This window comes from Methylobacterium sp. E-012, from assembly GCF_057836545.1.
The window spans coordinates 14,808-30,989 of record NZ_JBYQEY010000004.1 but is presented as its reverse complement, the minus strand read 5'-3'; the positions used below and the strand labels follow the sequence as shown (position 1 = coordinate 30,989).

The 16,182-nt window shown below is 66.4% G+C and carries 17 protein-coding genes; 8 read left to right on the top strand and 9 right to left on the bottom strand.

Annotation, left to right across the window (positions count from 1 at the left end):
* Window position 1 precedes the first annotated feature (1 nt).
* On the top strand, window positions 2–3,481 hold the full coding sequence (locus AC3IF1_RS29530; protein ID WP_489220670.1) for a hypothetical protein: 3,480 nt from the start codon (window positions 2–4) through the stop codon (window positions 3,479–3,481).
* Here AC3IF1_RS29530 and AC3IF1_RS29525 read toward each other — a convergent pair.
* Genes AC3IF1_RS29525 through AC3IF1_RS29510 form a run of 4 tightly spaced genes read right to left on the bottom strand, consistent with a single transcriptional unit; the run spans window position 3,478 to window position 4,762 of the window.
* Window positions 3,478–4,029, bottom strand: coding sequence for a hypothetical protein (locus AC3IF1_RS29525; protein WP_489220669.1), 552 nt, complete (start codon window positions 4,027–4,029; stop codon window positions 3,478–3,480). The genes AC3IF1_RS29530 and AC3IF1_RS29525 overlap by 4 nt on opposite strands.
* Window positions 4,030–4,077: 48 nt before the next feature.
* Window positions 4,078–4,260, bottom strand: a complete 183-nt coding sequence (locus AC3IF1_RS29520) for a hypothetical protein (protein WP_489220668.1) — start codon at window positions 4,258–4,260, stop codon at window positions 4,078–4,080.
* A complete protein-coding gene (locus tag AC3IF1_RS29515) occupies window positions 4,257–4,505 on the bottom strand; it encodes a hypothetical protein (RefSeq protein WP_489220667.1) in 249 nt (82 codons plus the stop codon). The genes AC3IF1_RS29520 and AC3IF1_RS29515 overlap by 4 nt, the downstream gene beginning before the upstream one ends.
* Window positions 4,505–4,762, bottom strand: coding sequence for a helix-turn-helix domain-containing protein (locus AC3IF1_RS29510; RefSeq protein ID WP_489220666.1), 258 nt, complete (start codon window positions 4,760–4,762; stop codon window positions 4,505–4,507). Before AC3IF1_RS29510 ends, AC3IF1_RS29515 begins: the two co-directional genes overlap by 1 nt.
* A gap of 110 nt (window positions 4,763–4,872) precedes the next feature.
* Here AC3IF1_RS29510 and AC3IF1_RS29505 point away from each other — a divergent pair, with 110 nt between their 5' ends.
* From AC3IF1_RS29505 to AC3IF1_RS29485, 5 genes are all read left to right on the top strand, one after another.
* The gene (locus AC3IF1_RS29505; protein WP_489220665.1) at window positions 4,873–5,169 is read left to right on the top strand and encodes a hypothetical protein; all 297 of its coding nucleotides are present in this window, start codon (window positions 4,873–4,875) and stop codon (window positions 5,167–5,169) included.
* A 132-nt stretch (window positions 5,170–5,301) separates the two neighbouring features.
* On the top strand, window positions 5,302–5,841 hold the full coding sequence (locus tag AC3IF1_RS29500) for a hypothetical protein (protein ID WP_489220664.1): 540 nt from the start codon (window positions 5,302–5,304) through the stop codon (window positions 5,839–5,841).
* A 733-nt stretch (window positions 5,842–6,574) separates the two neighbouring features.
* Window positions 6,575–8,776 carry a putative bifunctional diguanylate cyclase/phosphodiesterase gene (locus AC3IF1_RS29495; protein ID WP_489220663.1) on the top strand — a complete coding sequence of 734 codons (2,202 nt, stop codon included), beginning with the start codon at window positions 6,575–6,577 and terminating at the stop codon, window positions 8,774–8,776.
* Window positions 8,777–8,867: 91 nt separating this feature from the next.
* Complete coding sequence (locus tag AC3IF1_RS29490; protein ID WP_489220662.1) at window positions 8,868–9,293, top strand: hypothetical protein; 426 nt, start codon at window positions 8,868–8,870, stop codon at window positions 9,291–9,293.
* Window positions 9,294–9,857: 564 nt separating this feature from the next.
* Complete coding sequence (locus AC3IF1_RS29485; RefSeq protein WP_489220661.1) at window positions 9,858–11,495, top strand: methyl-accepting chemotaxis protein; 1,638 nt, start codon at window positions 9,858–9,860, stop codon at window positions 11,493–11,495.
* Here the strand turns inward: AC3IF1_RS29485 and AC3IF1_RS29480 are convergent.
* Window positions 11,483–11,827 carry a hypothetical protein gene (locus AC3IF1_RS29480; protein ID WP_489220660.1) on the bottom strand — a complete coding sequence of 115 codons (345 nt, stop codon included), beginning with the start codon at window positions 11,825–11,827 and terminating at the stop codon, window positions 11,483–11,485. The genes AC3IF1_RS29485 and AC3IF1_RS29480 overlap by 13 nt on opposite strands.
* A 336-nt stretch (window positions 11,828–12,163) precedes the next feature.
* Here AC3IF1_RS29480 and AC3IF1_RS29475 point away from each other — a divergent pair, with 336 nt between their 5' ends.
* Window positions 12,164–12,517, top strand: a complete 354-nt coding sequence (locus AC3IF1_RS29475; protein WP_489220697.1) for a cupredoxin domain-containing protein — start codon at window positions 12,164–12,166, stop codon at window positions 12,515–12,517.
* Window positions 12,518–12,549: 32 nt separating this feature from the next.
* Here the strand turns inward: AC3IF1_RS29475 and AC3IF1_RS29470 are convergent, their stop codons facing one another.
* A complete protein-coding gene (locus AC3IF1_RS29470; protein WP_489220659.1) occupies window positions 12,550–13,623 on the bottom strand; it encodes a hypothetical protein in 1,074 nt (357 codons plus the stop codon).
* A gap of 254 nt (window positions 13,624–13,877) precedes the next feature.
* Here AC3IF1_RS29470 and AC3IF1_RS29465 point away from each other — a divergent pair, with 254 nt between their 5' ends.
* Complete coding sequence (locus AC3IF1_RS29465; protein ID WP_489220658.1) at window positions 13,878–14,159, top strand: hypothetical protein; 282 nt, start codon at window positions 13,878–13,880, stop codon at window positions 14,157–14,159.
* Between the two features lie 236 nt (window positions 14,160–14,395).
* Here AC3IF1_RS29465 and AC3IF1_RS29460 read toward each other — a convergent pair whose 3' ends face one another.
* The 3 genes from AC3IF1_RS29460 to AC3IF1_RS29450 form a co-directional block, all read right to left on the bottom strand.
* Window positions 14,396–14,884: a GAF domain-containing protein gene (locus AC3IF1_RS29460; protein ID WP_489220657.1), complete on the bottom strand. Its 489-nt coding sequence runs from the start codon at window positions 14,882–14,884 to the stop codon at window positions 14,396–14,398.
* A gap of 75 nt (window positions 14,885–14,959) precedes the next feature.
* Entirely contained in the window at window positions 14,960–15,130 is a 171-nt protein-coding gene (locus AC3IF1_RS29455) for a hypothetical protein (RefSeq protein ID WP_489220656.1), read from the bottom strand.
* An 89-nt stretch (window positions 15,131–15,219) separates the two neighbouring features.
* Entirely contained in the window at window positions 15,220–15,984 is a 765-nt protein-coding gene (locus AC3IF1_RS29450) for a hypothetical protein (protein WP_489220655.1), read from the bottom strand.
* Window positions 15,985–16,182: the final 198 nt, after the last annotated feature.

Genomic DNA, 16,182 nt, shown 5'->3' with positions numbered 1-16,182 from the left:
CATGAGCGCCGGTCTCGCATTCGATCCCGCCGAGTTCGCCGCGTTCAAGTCGGGGCTTGCGGCACCGGCGCAGGATACCTCAGCGGCGGCACCTTCGGTTGATGCTTTTGATCCAACCGAGTTTCAGGCGTTCAAGGCGTCGCAGCAGAAACCGGCCAGCTTCTCGGATTGGTTCGGTAGCGGCCCGATGGCGTCCACCTTGGACACCTCGACGCCGGAGGGCTCGGCTCTGCGTCGCACGGCGGACGAGGCGTTGATCGGCAAGCCGTCGGCCATCAACACCGCGACCGCGGCGCTGTTCGGTGCTGGGCAGGGCGCCTCGTTGAACCTCGCGGGCAATGCGGCGGCGGGAGTGGCCACGTTGCTGGGCCGCTACGGACCGGCAGGAATGGGGTTTGGCGACGGCAAGCGCTCCTTCGCTGAGAATTACGACCGCTTTCAGGATCTCCAAGGCGCCTATGGCCGGCAGAGCCCCAAAACCACCGTCGCGAGCGAACTTGCCGGGGGCATCGCAGCCACACCCCTCATGCCGGGGTTGCCCATCGCGGAGGGCGCCAACATCGCGGCTCGCGGGCTGCGGTACGGCCTTACGGGTGCGGGCTACGGCGGCGCTGCCGCAGCGATCGGCAGCCACGACCCGCTGAAGACGATCGAGGGTGCCGGAACGGGGTTCGTTGGGGGCGCTGCTCTCGGGCCCATCGTGGAGAAGGTGGCGCCCCCCGTCATCGCAGCGGCGGGCAAGGCACTTGAGCCGATCCTGGCCCGGTTTGGCCGCGGAGCGGTGGCTACGGAAACCGGGTTCACTCCCCGGGCGCGGGCGGTACTCCTCAACGCAGGCCTCGATGCCGATAACCTGCCGCCGGAGCTTGCTCAGCACATCGAGGCGACCTTCGCAGCAAAGGGTGCCACGCCCGCCTCGGTGCGCGAAGCGCAGGCGGCCGAATTTGGGCTGCCGTTGTCTCGGGGGCAGGCGACGCAGGACCCGCAGGCGCTCGCCCTGGAAGGTCGCGCTATCGCCGGCCAGTCCGGTCCGCGAGCGCAAGAAATCGGGCAGGAGTTCGGGACGCGACAGGCCGACGCCATCGCGGCGAACCGAGACCGCTTCCTCGGCATGGCGGCCGGTGACGCGCCGCGGATCGACAACCCGCAGCAAGCGTTCGAGGCGGCCGCGGATCGAGCGCGTCAGATCGCGCAGGCCCAGGCCGAGCGGGAGAGCGTCGCACAGCGTGGGGTGGACGACGCCTTGAGGGCTGTGCGCGGCCGTGGCGGGCCCGACGCGATCGACGGGGCTACCGCAGCCATCCAGGGCGTGCGTGACGCGGCCGAGGAGGCGAAGATGGGCTATCGCGCCGCCTACGGTGAGGTAGGCCTGATCCCGGGCCAATTCGTGCCCGGCGCCATGGATCGCGTCGGGTCTCGCGTGAGGGTCCGCCTCGGGTCCGACGTGCCGCTCGACGACGTGACGACACCCGCCGCGACGCGTGCGATCGGCGATCTCGACAAGGTGCCGGACCTGTTTGGGCTGGCTCCGAACGAGGGGCCGACCCTCCAGCAGGTCGAGCAGCTGCGAAAGCGTCTTATCGCCTACCGGGGGACGACCACGACGAATGCGACCGACCGGCGCGCGGTCGATCAAATCATCGGCCACTTCGACGACCACGTGGAGAACGCGATGGCGTCGGGGCTGTTCGGGCCTTCGCAAGCCGCAGGAGCCCCAAATCTGGCCGCTGACGGGTTCCCCAGGCTCGCGGCGCCGTCCGCCGTCCCTGGCGCTGCCTCGGCCGCTGGCGGGGCCTCTACGGGCAAATCCGAACCGCTGACGCACTACCTCGCCCGGAACGGCGGGATCTCACTCGACGGCGACGCTCGGGCCGCGGATCTGGGCCGGGTCATGACACCCTATGGACCGCTCGGGCGAAAGGCTGGCCGCCCCATCGAGGATTTCCGCGATCAACTCGCTTCCGAGGGCTTCCTGCGCCCTGACAGCGCGGACGGAATGATCTCGCGGCGCATCGGTGATGAGGTCCACGACCTGATCGGCCAGGAGCGGTCGGGTCAGCCGGTTTACCGCCTATCTGACTTCTCCCGCGGCGGTGCCCCTGCCGATGCCGGCGGCCGACTTGCGGACCAGAACGCGGTTTATGCGGAGCGGATGGCGCCGTTCCACCGGCAGGTTGCGGATGATCTCAGGGCGGTGGGCGTGGACCCGCGCCGAGAAGATCCCTCGCACCTCGAAGATGCGGCCGCCCGCCTCTATCGTGGCGAGCACGACAACGGCGCCGACGCATTCGAGGCCGCGGTGATGGGCCATCCGGCCGGCGAGGCGTCGCACGGGCCGGTGCAAGAAATTCCGTTCGATGGGGCCACGGCTCCGGCAGCCTCTGACGCCCTGCCCGGCGGTGATACCGCGCCGCTGGCCGCGATGCAGCGCGCGCGCGGCCTGTTCCGAGACTACAAGCAAGCTTTCGCCCCGCGGTTCGCGGGCGACACGGCGGGCAACAACCTCCGCAAGATCCTGGAGCGTGACGCCTCGCCCAACGAGGTCGCCGGCATGCTGTTCGGCAGCCCAGGCAGCGGGCGCGTGACCAGCGGGCAGGTGCAGACGCTCGCTCGGATCCGCGGTGCGGTCGGCGCCGACAGTCCTGAATGGCAAGCGGTCCAGGGCGCGCTTGTGAACCGTCACCTCGGCGGTGAGGGGCGGGATCTCGGCAGCCGTCTCGACTACCTGCTGTCGGCGGACGGGCGGCCGCTCGTCGATTTCCTGTCGGGACAGCAGGTGGCAGGGCTCCGGGCCCTGAAAGGCGCATCTCGCCAGCTTGAGGCGGCGCGTCAGCCCATGCCGGCTTGGATCGCGGATCTCGAACGGACCGGGTTCGATCCGAATGCAGTCGGCCGGAGCATCTTCGGCGGGTCGGGTGCGATCGGCGCCAAGCCCGGGGCCGTGCTTGAGGCGCAGGCGGCGCGCGGGCTGCTCGGGGAGCGCAGTCACGAATGGGCGGCCCTCCGTCAGGCCGCCGTGCACCGGCTGATGAATCCGGCTCTGTCGTCTGACCCCGCAAAAATGGCCGCGCAGCTCCGAGACTTCACCGATGGCGCTGGCAAGGGCGTGGCCTCGGCCCTGTTCGAGCCGAAGGTGCTGGGGCACATGCGCCAGTTCACGGCGGCCCTTCAAGCCACGGTGCGGCCAGACGGGACGTTCCGAACGGACAAGGCCGGGGAGATGGGCCGCAAGGCAGTCGCGAAGCTCGCGGACCTGATTGCGGGCGCGGTGGCGTTCAAGGTCGGCGGCCTCGGCGCGGCGGCCGGCACCTACGGGGCGAAGGTCGGGACGCGGGCGATCATCGGCGGCCTGGGCGCGGCCTCGGCTCGGCGGTCCTTTGAAGGGGGTGCGCCGCGGCTACTGGCGCCGCCACCGGGCTATGCCGTCTCGGCCGGCAGCTCGACGGGGCGCGTGCTAGCGCCGCTGGGCACGGGGTACTAGCCCCGCGTCCGCCCCGCCGCGATCCTGCGCCGGATCAGGGGCCAATAGATCATCGCCTGAATGACGAGACACACGAGGAGCCCGAACGCGTCGCCCTGCTTCATGAACCGCAGCGCCCCCCAAAACGACGTGCTGCCGGCAACTAGCAGCAGGGCGCCTTCCAGGATGACGATCCAGGTCCGGCGCAGCGGCAGGTCGTGGCGAACGGCCCGCCAGTCGATTACGAACTCGGAGCCGTCGCGGATCGTGCCGTACAGGCCGGTCACAATCATGCCGATGGCGCGGATGAAGCCGTAGGAGAGGCCGGCGAGCATCAAGATAAGGACGCCGGCCCAACCATAATCGGTGGGGTCTGTCGGCGGTCGCTGGGCATAGAAAGCAACCATGTAGACGGTTGCTGCGGCTACGGCGATGCCGATCCCAGCTGCCCCGATCCGAAACGCTTTATCCAACCTCTCAGGGTACGGCCGCTCCTCAAAGCGAAACCAGCCGCCGCGGGGCGTCGGTTCTTGCTGCGGGTTGAAGCTCTGGCCGCGGTGGTCGGGCATGCGCTCAAGATGGCGGCCCGCAGCAAAACTGTCGAGGTAGCCGGCGCCCTAGGCCCGCTCCGGGTGTGCAGCGTCGGGGCCGAGGCCATGGCTCCTGTCGGCGCTGGCGCGCTCTGCAACGAGGCGATCGATCCGGGCGGCGCTGCGCTTCGACAGGGCGAGGCTAGCCCCAGCCAGAATGGCGGTCGCGACGGCGGCAGCGGCGATCGTGAGCAGAACTGCGTCGGTCATCTCAGCCGCTCCAGGGTCAGGAACGCTGCGGAATGTAGGGCTACGGCGAGCAGGAACCAAACGATCATCAGGAGCAGGGTGGCGCCGGTCGGGCTGGACGGGTCTCGAGACACGCTCACGATCGGCGTGATGACGCCCGCCACGATGAAGCCGGCGGCGACGGTGTTGAGCAGCGTCGCGCGGATCTTGGTCTGCTCGTTGTGAACCAGGATCTGCCGGGCGACCTCGGGGGCGGTCTCGGCCATCAGGCGGGGTCAGTCGCACGCATCCGCACGCCAGCCCCGCCGCCGTTGGCGGGGATGAATTCGACGCCGGCCGTTTCGAGAGCCTGTTGCACCTTGGCGAGATTGTCCGCCATCGCTTTTGGTACGCCGTCCACCTCTTCCATACGCTTGATGGTAGCTGGCGATACACCGGCCGCGTCCGCCAGTTCGCGAACGGAGAGCCGGAGATACCCGCGGGCCATCCTCATTTGTGCGCCGGTAAGCATCATCGAACCCATGAGCCTTTTTTGGTCTCCCGAGCACCAAATAGGTTGACACGGGATATTACATGAGCCATTTTAGCTCATCGGCGCTACCAATGAAAGCGCCAAAGAGCCGGACAAGCGCCATGTCCAACCGTTCGATCTCCTGGAACGCCGCCCTCCGCGACATCCGCGCTGACCGCACCAAGGCCCCGGTCGGTTTCCTCTCGGCCCGCGCTCTCTGCCAGGGCTTCGCGCAGTTCCGCAGCCGCCCGTTGGTGGTGGCGGGCCAGTTCGACCGCTCGGCCGTAATGGCGGCGGCCGTCTCTGCCGCGAAGGCGCATCAGGAGCGCCACGGCGGTACGTGGCAGGCCGCGATGTCCGTCTGCCTCAAGGCTTCCTGGCAGGCCGCGCGGATGGCGCGGAACGCCCACGCGCACTGAGTTTCCGAGATCCGGCTTCGGCCGGATGCGGGCGGACCAAGGCGGTAGCGCCACCCACAGCCTGTCTGTCCGCCCGCACCCCTTCACCCACGAACCGAGACCCCTTCAACGAGCCCTCACGGAGCACGATCCATGACGCACGCCCTCGCCGTCGCCCGCCCCGCACCGCTGCTGCGCACCTCGCTCGCGGACCGCCTCGCCGCTACCCGTGCCGCCCTCTCTCGCGCCAGCAAGGCGCCCGCCCCATCGCAGATCCGCGGCGATCTGCTGGCCGCCTATGCCGAACAGCGCGCCGTCATGCCCCTGTTCGATCTGATGGCCGACAGCGACACGCCGGAATACCGGGCCGGGCTTCGCGTCGAGCGGCGTCTCCGCGACCTGCTCAGCGCCATCATCAAGGCCCCAACCCCCACGACGCTAAAAGGTCTCGGCACCCTGGCTCTCGCCATGGCGATCGACGCCGAAGGCAACCTGAACGGCCATCGCGGCGATCGCGAACCGGAATACGCCCGCGCCGCTCGCGCCCTCGTCGTCCTCACGCGGGTGGATCTGCCCGCAGGGTTCACCGGGTTCGGGGACGAGCCCGACCACGAGGCCCGCGAAGAGGCGCTGATGTCTGGCCCGGTGAGCGTCCCCGCCTGGGCCCGTGAGACGGTAGCGCGCTCGGCCTGACAGAGATCCGGCGCTAGCCGGACGCGGCCGGGCCACCGCGGGCCTATCACCCAATGCAGCGATGCCCGGTCGAGCTTTCATTCCAATTCCGTCTCTGGACGGGAGGCCGGCGCTCACTGTTCATCTGCCACCCATTCGTGCAGTGCCGCAGGCCACTTCGTTCTAGCGTAGGCATTTCAAGTCGGAGGACAGATTATCTTTGTGATTTTGACCATGCGCGATGCCGTGCAGAAGTTGAGGGGTGCACTGATGGCATGCCTTGGCGCTGCGACCGTGTTGGCCCATGGGCTGGTGCGGGATATTGACGCCTACGGCAACGAACTAGAGGCAGAAGTCATGCGCAGCACTCGCCATGGCAACCACTGACTGCCTACTGCTCGGGATGCTTGGCGAAGTCCGATGTCAGGCGCACAGGGCAAGGCACAAGCCCCGATCTTTCAGAGTACGGCCACAGGGGCTCTGCGTGCTCCTGTCAGCCGCTGATAGGGAGTAACGGGGGTGTACCGGAGTCAGGGGTCGGCCGCTGATCTAGAACGGCGTTACCTCTACATTCTTCAGGCTCGCGGACCTGGCTCGATCGCTTCCGTAGGCCTTCAGGTTTGTAGACCCTCTCCCTGCGCTTACAGCAGGTGTTGCGGTGTCTAGTACAGTGCCAACGCCGCACCGCACTGTAGGGGTTCCATTAACAACCTAAGGGCACAACAGCAGACGAACGCAATCTCGGGTCCCTGCTGTGCGGCTTCCTTCAATCCTCGTCGCAGAGGACGCGCGCATCGCCGCGCTGGCTCAGTACGATCTCATCGACTCAGCGCCAGCACCAGCCTTCGCTCAGATCGTCGCCCTGGCCGCACGCTTGTTCCAGGTCCCGACCGCGTTCGTCTCTCTGCTCGACCGCGACCGTCAGGTCTTCCACGCCAAGGTCGGCCTTGACCTGTGTGAGACGGACCGAGAGGTGGCGTTCTGCTCGCATACCATCACGCAGCGTGACGCCCTCGTCGTCCTCGACACCGCCCTCGATCCACGCTTCCACGACAACCCGCTCGTCACCGGACCGCCGTACATTCGCTTCTACGCCGGCATCCCGCTGCACGCGCCTTCAGGCCATGCCGTCGGTACGCTCTGCCTCGCCGACACGCGGCCGCGCAACAGCTTCTCCGACGCCGACCGGCAGATCCTGCAGCAGCTATCCGATCTTGTCCTCGACCGCATGGAGCTGCGCCGGCTGGAAGTTGCCGAGCGAGCAAGCCAGTCGCGCTTCGTCCAGATCGCAGCGACTTCGCCGGACGGCATCGTCTGTGCCGATGCAACGGGCCACATCACCTTCTGGAATGCCGCCGCCGAGCGGATGTTCGGGCACAGTGCCGCCGAAACGATTGGGCAGCCCATCGACCTGATCGTGCCCGAGCGGATGCAGGGTGGTCATGGCGGTGGCCTGCACCGCGTCGCCGGCGGGGGCAAGCCCCGGCTCCTGGGCAAGACGGTAGAGCTGCCAGCTCGTCATAAGGACGGGACCGAGTTCCCGATCGAACTGTCGTTGTCGCGCTGGCAGGAGGAGGGGCGGGCCGCGTTCGGCTCGATCATGCGCGACATCCGCGAGCGGCGCGCCAATGAGGACCGTCTGTTCCGCCTCGCCCACCTCGATCCGCTGACCGAACTGCCTAACCGGGCCGTACTGTGCGGGCGGCTGACCGAGATCGTTGCCGCCGCACGTACCGTGTCGGTGCTGATGTTTGATCTCGACGGCTTCAAGGAGATCAACGACAGCCACGGGCATGCCACCGGCGACGCGGCGCTCAAGGCGATCGCCGCCCGTCTGCTGGCATGCGTTCACCCGATCGACACGGTCTCTCGTCTAGGCGGGGACGAGTTCGTACTGCTCATGCCCGACACTGCCGATCCGCTGCGGGCGGCCGAGGTGGCGGATCGGATCATTGCTGCTGTCGCGGAGCCGTTCGAGCACGAGGGTCAGACGCTCCGCCTCGGCACTAGCGTCGGCATCGCCCTGGCCCCGACCCACGGCGAGAGTGCGGACGACCTGCTCTCGTGCGCGGATCTGGCCCTGTACCAGGCCAAAGGCGACGGTCGGCATTGCCACCGGCTGTTCACCCCCGTGCTGCGGCGGCAGGCACAGCGCCTGCACACCTGCCGCGACGAACTAGGTCGGGCCGTCGAGCGCGGTGAGTTCGTGCTGTTCTATCAACCGCAGGTACGCCTCAGCGATGGTGTGCTGGTCGGGGCAGAGGCGTTGATCCGGTGGCAGCACCCGGAGCGAGGTCTGCTCGCGCCTATGGCATTCCTCGACGCGCTGGATACCAGCCGGTATGCCGCCCAAGTCGGCGACTGGGTGCTGCGCACCGCCTCTGAACAGGCCGTGATATGGCGCAACGCGGGAACACCTGAGTTCCGGATAGGGGTGAACCTGTGCAGCGCGCAGGTCCAGCGCGGCGATCTTGCTGAGACGGTCCAGGCGATCCTACAGGACACCAACTTGCCCGCTGCTGGCCTCGAACTGGAGATCACCGAAAACATCGTACTACGCCACGATGCCGAGGTGATCGCAGCGTTGCGCAGCTTACGCACGGCCGGGGTGGGCATCGCATTCGACGATTACGGCACCGGCTACGCGTCGCTCAGCCTGCTCAAACGCTTTCCGTTGACCCGACTGAAGATCGACCGCTCATTCGTGACCGGCATGCTGGCCTCGCACCAGGATGTAACGATCGTGCGGGCGATCCTGCAGCTTGGGTGTGGGTTCGGGCTCGCGGTGATCGCCGAGGGCATCGAGACAGAGGCGGAGTATGCGCGTCTGCGCGAGAAGGGTTGCCAAGAGGGACAGGGCTACTTGTTCGGCAAGCCGATGCCCGCAGACGTGTTCGCAACTCGGTTCGGTCTCGGAGTCCGGCAAAAGGCGGAGGCTACATCGGCCGCCGCCTGATGTCCCAAGCGAGGCAGGCTGTAGCGTTTATCCCGGCACAAGCCCCTTAGCGCTACGCTTTTTTCACGCCGGGTGGCACAGTCCGGCCCTTATGCCGATCCGGCCCGAGCACCGCTTCTTCTACCCGATCGACTGGCGCGAGCTATCGATGGCGATCCGCTTCGGCCGGGCGCAGGGCTGCTGCAAGGGCTGCGGACGGCCGCATGGGCGGATGGTCTACCACCTCGGCGACGGCCGTTGGTGGGACGCTGAGGCTGGGCGGTGGCGCGACGAGTGGAGTAGGCGGATCCGGATCGCTGCGGAAGCTGACATCCTTGGACGAGCTCGCCGGACTTGGGTGGTGTTGGCCGCAGCCCATCGGGACCACGACACCGCGAACAACGCCGACGCCAACCTCGCGGCCTTCTGCCAGCGCTGCCACATGATCCACGACCGTCCGGAACATCAGAGGCGACGCTGGCGCACGCTGTCCCGGCGGAAGGCGCTCGGTGACCTGTTCGGGGGGCCCTATGCTTGAGACGACAGCGACGTGATCGTGTGCATCATCGGCACCAAGAGGCGGCACCACACCACCGGATAGGACCTTTATCGATGGCGCCTGTTGTCGTGGGATCAGCGGACGGCAGGTGCGCGATCGCTCGTTCAGTAGGCCTGTTGGCCTCCATCAGCATCACGGCCGAGAAGCAGCAGAGCGCCAGGGCGGCAATCCAGAGAACGCCTCTCAGGGATCGGGTCGTTCGCTTGGACATGTCGACGACGGTGACGGCCGTCGGTTAGCGAACCCTTGCACGCTCACGATGCGTCCGGCGAGCGCTCGGGACCGGACCTGCGCTTCGGCGCTTGTCGAGGGCCGTGGGCCGGCACCTGCGGTCTCCAGTCCCGCCGCCGCGTCTCACGCGACCATGCAGCGGGTTGATGACGCGCCAGTTGTAGGCGCCTCATGCCGGATGTGAGAGATCTCGGGTTCCCCGATCCACCTGTCCCGTCTTGGGTGCCCCTCGGACGGTCGTACCTAGAGGTCACGGTGTCGCTCTCAATCGCCCAACGCATCCTGCTCGGCTTCGCTGCCGTAACCCTGATGATGGTGGCGCTGGGCGTCTACGCGATCATCCAGCTCGGTTCGGTACGCGAGGCCACCGATGGCATCGTAGCGCGCGACCTCAGGCTCGCCCGCCTCATCGACGATCTTGGCAACGACACCCGCGCGATCGGCAACCTGCGCCGGAACGCCGTCATCGACTTCTTGGTGCGCGAGCGTGGCGGTACCACCGACCCTGCCCTCGTCGGCAAGCCGATCGGCGAGACCGCGGCGGCTTGGCGGCAAACCGCCGATCAAGTCGAGGCTGCGCTGAGGGCGCTGGTCCGGTCGGCCCAAGAGTATGAGCCCTTGGCCTTATCGAGCGATCGGGCATCCAACTGGAAGAAGCTCGGCGCGCGAGCGACCGAGACCGCGGCTTTCTTCACGGGCCTACGCACTACAGCCGAGGCATTGTTCTCTGCCGTAGCCGCCAAGGACGTCGCCGCGGTCATCACTCGGAATGCCGAACTCAACCAGACCCAGGCCGCGTTGCTGAAGCGTGTAGACGGAACTCGCGACGTGCTCGACGACAATTTTGCAGCTGGCCAACGCAGGGTCAGAGAAATCCAAGAGAACTCAGGCTTGTCGATCTATCTCACGCTGGCAGCCGCAGTTCTGCTTGCAATGGCCATCACATGGCTGATCAGCCGCTCGGTGGTGCGACCACTCAAGGGCCTGATGACCTTCGTCGATCGAGTCGGTGAAGGCGACCTCTCAGGCCGGCTGGAAGCGCGTGGGCGTGACGAGGTCAGCCGCTTGGCCACCACCATCAACGCGATGGTCTCGGGCCTGTCGGACCTGGCGCGGACCAACCGTGCGACGACGGCCGACCTGAACGCGGCGGCGGCGGAGATCCGGGCGTCGGCGCAGGAGCAGGCGGCCTCGGTGGAGGAGCAATTTGCGGCCGTTCAGGAGACCGCCGCCACGGTCGACGAGATCACGCATTCGGGGGCGCAGATCAGCAAGCGGGCGACCGAGGTGATCGCCACCGCCCAGGCGACCGCGCAGACCTCGCGGCAGGGCCTGCGGGCGGTCTCGGACACCGCCCGGGCGATGGAGGCGATCCGGGAGCAGGCGGAGGCTGTGGCAGGCAACATCGTCGGCCTGTCGGAGAAGACCCAGACGATCGGGGACATCATCGAGACGGTCAACGACATCTCAGAGCGCACGCACCTGCTGGCGCTCAACGCGGCCATCGAGGCGGCCGCGGCCGGGGAGAGCGGGCGCAGCTTCGCGGTGGTGGCGTCCGAGATGAAGCTTTTGGCCGACCAGGCGAAGGCGGCCACTGGGCAGGTGCGCGGGCTTCTGGGGGAGATCCAGCGGGGGATCAACACCTCGGTGATGCTCACCGAGGAGGCGGTCAAGCGGGCCGCATCCGGCAAGACCCGCTCGGACACGACGCAGCGGACCATCGAGGAGATCACCGCCCGGGTGGAGGAGAACGTGCAGACCTTCCAGCAGATCGTGGCCTCGACCAACCAGCAGCAGCTCGGCATCGAGCAGGTGATGCAGGCCCTACATGGCATCCGGCAGGCGAGCCAGCAGACCGCGGCCGGCACCCGCCAGGTCGAGACGGCTTCGGCCAACATCACCCAGCTGGCCCAGTCACTTATGAGTCTGGCCGAACGCTACCGGCATTGACTCTCCGGGTGCGTGGCTTCCGCCGTGAAGAGTTGCGCACGGGCGATGAACAGGTCGATCTGCACGATGCCATCGTTGATCGCCGTGACGAGATTGGCGTAGGCCGCGTCGAGCTGAGGGTCGGCGGTCGGCTGGCGGCTACGCAGATCGGCGAGCACCGCCATCATCTGATCCCGCTGCTCTCGCATATCTACGAGGATCACCTCAGCCCGTGCCGCCTGCAGGCTCGTCGCTTGGCCGCTAGCAAGCAGTTCCACAGCAGCGGTATCGACCTGGTCGAGAGCAAATTGCTGCTGACCTTTCCTGCGTAGCGGGACGATGCTTTCGGTCATGATCCTTCGCCCACGGGTGTCCAGCATGCCGACTAGACGGATTGATACGCCGTCAGGGCGCCCGACCTGTAGCATGCGCTCAACAACACGTTGTCTAGGTCGGTATTGCGGTAACCGCGCTGCACGGGCATGCCGCTAGGATGGCGAACAGTGGGGCTAGCGTCGAGCGGCGCTCAATCTGCCTGGAGATCCCCTCCCTCGCTCTGCCATCGCTTCCGCTTGAACAGCACGTGATCACAACCTCGTCATGATATGAAAACTTCAGGTATCTTGAGGGGCGATTAACCGAGTTAATTCAATCTCAGCTGAAATTGTGATCTACTTTTGGTGGCCAAAATGTTCAATAACAACCGGAATTTGCTTCCGGTGATTATGCTCGGGACCGTGATCTTGCTGGCTGTGGCCAGCGGCGCCATCGCGAGCCTCCCGGATGCGGATCACATCGTATCGCAGAAGGGCAAACGTTTCGGGCCGGGGGACGTCGCACTCCACGTCGGTGAGCACATCACGGTGGTCAACGATGACGACAACTTCGTCCACCAGGCCTACGTCGAAGCCGAGACGTTTGCCTTCGACTCCGGTGATATCGAGCCCGGCGCCAAAGCCGTCATCACGTTCCCGACGGAGGGTGATTTCACCGTCCTGTGCGGCGTTCACCCGAAGATGAAGCTCGCCGTCCACGTGCGGTAGGCGCGTATTTCGACCCGTCTACCGGTAGCGCTTCAGATCGTGGGGATGGCTGCTAGGCCCGCATACAGGGCTTCGTGGCCGACGTAGTACAGTGCCAGGAAGGTCGCGAGCGCGCCGCCAAAGTATGCCGGCGCCCAAGCGGCGTCGCGGACCCGCACCACGGACCGCACATCGTCTGCGGCGATCCCGAGCAGCACCACGATGATGCCCGAGTGGCCGATCGCGTCGACCTTGCCGAACTCGAACACCGCCGAGACGAAGATTGCCGCCAGGATGATCGCCGACATCCGACGCACCAGGGGCGTCCAGATCAGCGCGAAGGCCAGGGTGAACTCGATGACGCCGGCGGCCTGCATGAACAGCTCGGGGGTCGCGCCCATGGTCATCTGCGGCTTGGCGGCCAGCAGCGGATCGGTCCACTGCGGGTAGGCCCACTTCTCGACCGATGCCCACATCAGCGTGATCGCGGCAGCCCACCGCACGATGTCGAGGGGGCGAACGCCGAAGGGCTTCAAGCCGAGGCTCTGGCAGATCAGGTAGGCGGCCACGCCCAGGAAAACCGGATAATCGGCGAGGTGGAAGACGCCGTACTGCGCCGTGGCGTAGCTGAACAGGAAGACGATACCGAGCCCGGTGAGCGGCATGGTCCGGCGCCAGATCAGGCACGCCGCCATGGCGAGTTGCAGCCCCGGGATCCAAGCCACGTCGGTCTTCAGTTCCGGGGTCAGGATGATGCCGCCGAGGTCGAAGAGCGAAACCAGGAAGAAACCCAGCGTGGTGCGGACCAGCAGCTCGGTGTCGATGCGGATCCGCGTGGTCACGCGGTCGAGGGCGTTGAGCAGCACGCCCCCCAGGGGCGTACCCTCGGCCAAGCATCCGAACATGAGGCACAAAAGAGCGAGCCCGGTCAGCCACTCAAAGTCCAGGCAGAGCACCTGTTCGAGGCCACGCGGTTGGCCGGCGACGTCGTAGGCGCAGAACCACTTCACGTGCGCGCTGGCCGAACCTGTGCCGGCGAGCAGAAGTAGGGTCGGCGGCGCAGCGAGGCTCGCGAGAGCGCGCAGACCCAGGCGGAGTGAGAGCCTGGGCGCCGTGACCCGAACCATGTTGACCTCGGAGGGTGAGACGGGCGGCCAGCCCGCCTACGTATTTCCTCACAAAGCTGAGCTTCGCGCCAACGAATTATTAACCTCTGTTACACGATGGTTAATACGGTGGAATGAGTTGGATAAAGAGCCGGCAACTGTGCAGATCTGCGCTTGGCGTCGTAAATGTGCTTACAAGATAGGCAAATCCGCATCAGCTGCAGGCGGCCCTATCCGTGCAACTGCCCAAGTGACCTGAGGCGACGATGAGCCCTGTGGGACCCCATTCCATCGTTCCATTTGATGAGGTTCAGGGTCTCAGAGCAGCCCTGGCCGGTGCCTTTGCTGAGGGAGTGGATCTGGGGCCCCGTGAGGAACAGATCCGCGCCCTGGGGGAATCGCTGGAAACGATGATCGAGGCCTTGCGCCTAGAGCTTGTCGGCCTCGGCGAGCTACTGCAGGTCGATGACGTGAAAGATGCCGTGGAGTTGGATCTCGAGCAGCTCATCCGTATGGCAAAGGCCGCTCGCACCTACGGCATAGGCGAGGCTGGTTGAGGTTGCTGATATGCAGAGACAGGCCGTGAGCCGGCGCTTGCGGTCTCTAGTCCCGCCGCATCGCACTGACCCTCACGAGACCGCCCGGCCGAGGCGTCACGGGCGAGCCTCGGTGAACTGGACCGGATGCGCCTGTCGTCGCGTGCTTACCCACGCCGGGCCGTGTGACGTCGCGAACGCCTCGGGCACGTATGCGGGAAGGATCAGTGCTGTAGCAGCCGGGCGTAGCGATGTCGCTATAGGCCTCGTATGCGGGCTAGGGCAGTCCCTGCGCTCTCTGCCAATGCCTCTAGCCGATAGACCGTGCCCGGATCGATGGTGACAAAGCTGCACCAATACGCCCCGAGAGCGGCCACGGACTCGGGGGAGCCAATCGGCACCATCACAAGGCTGCGCATTGAGGTATGATGGTAGGCGGCAGCAGACAGACGCGGATCAGCCTCGATATCCGGTACGATCGCAGTCTCATTGTTGAGCATCGCCCAACCCGAGATACAGGCATCCAGTGGAAAGCGGTACCCGCGCCACAGGTAGCCAATCCCATCCTCGGCGACGTAGTGGCAGCAGTCGCCTTCCCGCAGCACGACGGCGATGCTATCGGACCCGGCGATCTGCCGCGCTGTATCGCGCAGGATCGTCACGATCTCGTCCAGCGAACGCGAAGCTTCAAGCCTGCGATTAATCTGGATGAGCGGTTGATCAGACTGAAGACGATCCTCTGACATCCGCTCAAGCTACAGGATCAGCCCTCAACGGTCCACGCGCCGCATCACTGACGTGGCTTGGCGGCAGCAATAACCTTAAGCCGCATCATCCGTAGCTTCGGCGATCCGCAACGACCAGGCGACATGCCCGTCCGAGTTGACGAGGTAGATCGCGTTCGCCTTCAAGCTGGCCATATCCAGTTCAGTGGCTTTGGCACGAGCGACAGCCTCAGAAGTATCCTTGGCCGTGATCGTCTCCTCGTACACCGGTGTGCTCAGCAAACCATCCGGGGCTCGGTAGGCTGCGCAGAGGCGATAGTTTCGCATCGTTCGTCAGATCGTCCAGCTACATGTGTTCAAGACATAGCGTCGCCTAGCTTTGCCGGACCCGCGACAGAATCGCGCCTGGTCGCGACGGTGGCCCGAACCGCTGCCTCCCGGCAGCCCTTCTTCGATTCCGCGTCCACAACCTGCCTCTGTGGATCTCCCTTATCCGTGGGGTGAATCGTTTTGCACCCTATGCCGCCCAACAGCGCCGGGGCCGCGGACCGCCCTCCTCGCCGGAGCCACTGAAGCCATTCCCGCGAGATGATGCGGACCACGTTCGGTTCGTTCTTCCGGCCCTGGTGGCGGCGCTCCTGAATGGTCAGCAGCCCGTCGCCCTCGGCCAGCCGGATCGCGGCCTGAACCAGTCGCCGGCAGACGCCAGCTCGTGCCGCTATGGCGTCGATGCACAGCCCACAGGCGCCGTTGCGGGCCATCTCGTCGCCGACGATCCGCAGGACCGCGAGCTGCCCGGTGGTGAACCGGGATCCGAGCGCGGGCGGCATCGGGCCCGAGAAGGCCAGCCGACGGCGGCGCTCGATCGCCACGGATCGCTCAGGAGCCCGCTGGGGGCGCCTCGGCGGGAACAGCGTCACGCGGCCGAGCGGAATGCCGACGGGCGCCACGGCCTCGCGGATCGCACTCCTGCGGGTGTGCAGGGTCTCAGCCAAGCCCTGCGCCTCTGAGTCGGTCACAGTCTCGGCGGCGTGGGCCTGCCAGATGGATCGCGACAGGCTGTCGAGTTGCGCGAGCGTGCGCGCGTCCTCGATCGCCGACCGCATGGTGGCGTGAAACATCGTCCTCGGTCCTTTTCGGACCGCGGCTGTGAACGAGGCACGACTTCATCGCTCCGGGAATTGGCGTTCCCGTTGACTCCCGGCGGGAGCTATGGCTGATGGGGGATTGCAACTGGTCCCCACCAGGCCATTTCGATTTCGCGGGCTCTCTGTTTGGCGACAGGGGGCCCGTAGTCGTTTCAGGGTCTCAGATCCGCG

Excerpts from the sequence above, each read along its gene's own strand:
- AC3IF1_RS29460 (WP_489220657.1), bottom strand. The coding sequence starts at position 14,884 with ATGTCAGAGGATCGTCTTCAGTCTGATCAACCGCTCATCCAGATTAAT.
- AC3IF1_RS29515 (WP_489220667.1), bottom strand. The coding sequence starts at position 4,505 with ATGGCCGAGACCGCCCCCGAGGTCGCCCGGCAGATCCTGGTTCACAAC.
- AC3IF1_RS29480 (WP_489220660.1), bottom strand. The coding sequence starts at position 11,827 with ATGACCGAAAGCATCGTCCCGCTACGCAGGAAAGGTCAGCAGCAATTT.
- AC3IF1_RS29490 (WP_489220662.1), top strand. The coding sequence starts at position 8,868 with ATGCCGATCCGGCCCGAGCACCGCTTCTTCTACCCGATCGACTGGCGC.
- AC3IF1_RS29470 (WP_489220659.1), bottom strand. The coding sequence starts at position 13,623 with ATGGTTCGGGTCACGGCGCCCAGGCTCTCACTCCGCCTGGGTCTGCGC.
- AC3IF1_RS29520 (WP_489220668.1), bottom strand. The coding sequence starts at position 4,260 with ATGACCGACGCAGTTCTGCTCACGATCGCCGCTGCCGCCGTCGCGACC.
- AC3IF1_RS29485 (WP_489220661.1), top strand. The coding sequence starts at position 9,858 with ATGGTGGCGCTGGGCGTCTACGCGATCATCCAGCTCGGTTCGGTACGC.
- AC3IF1_RS29475 (WP_489220697.1), top strand. The coding sequence starts at position 12,164 with ATGTTCAATAACAACCGGAATTTGCTTCCGGTGATTATGCTCGGGACC.
- AC3IF1_RS29510 (WP_489220666.1), bottom strand. The coding sequence starts at position 4,762 with ATGGGTTCGATGATGCTTACCGGCGCACAAATGAGGATGGCCCGCGGG.
- AC3IF1_RS29505 (WP_489220665.1), top strand. The coding sequence starts at position 4,873 with ATGTCCAACCGTTCGATCTCCTGGAACGCCGCCCTCCGCGACATCCGC.
- AC3IF1_RS29530 (WP_489220670.1), top strand. The coding sequence starts at position 2 with ATGAGCGCCGGTCTCGCATTCGATCCCGCCGAGTTCGCCGCGTTCAAG.
- AC3IF1_RS29500 (WP_489220664.1), top strand. The coding sequence starts at position 5,302 with ATGACGCACGCCCTCGCCGTCGCCCGCCCCGCACCGCTGCTGCGCACC.
- AC3IF1_RS29450 (WP_489220655.1), bottom strand. The coding sequence starts at position 15,984 with ATGTTTCACGCCACCATGCGGTCGGCGATCGAGGACGCGCGCACGCTC.
- AC3IF1_RS29525 (WP_489220669.1), bottom strand. The coding sequence starts at position 4,029 with ATGCCCGACCACCGCGGCCAGAGCTTCAACCCGCAGCAAGAACCGACG.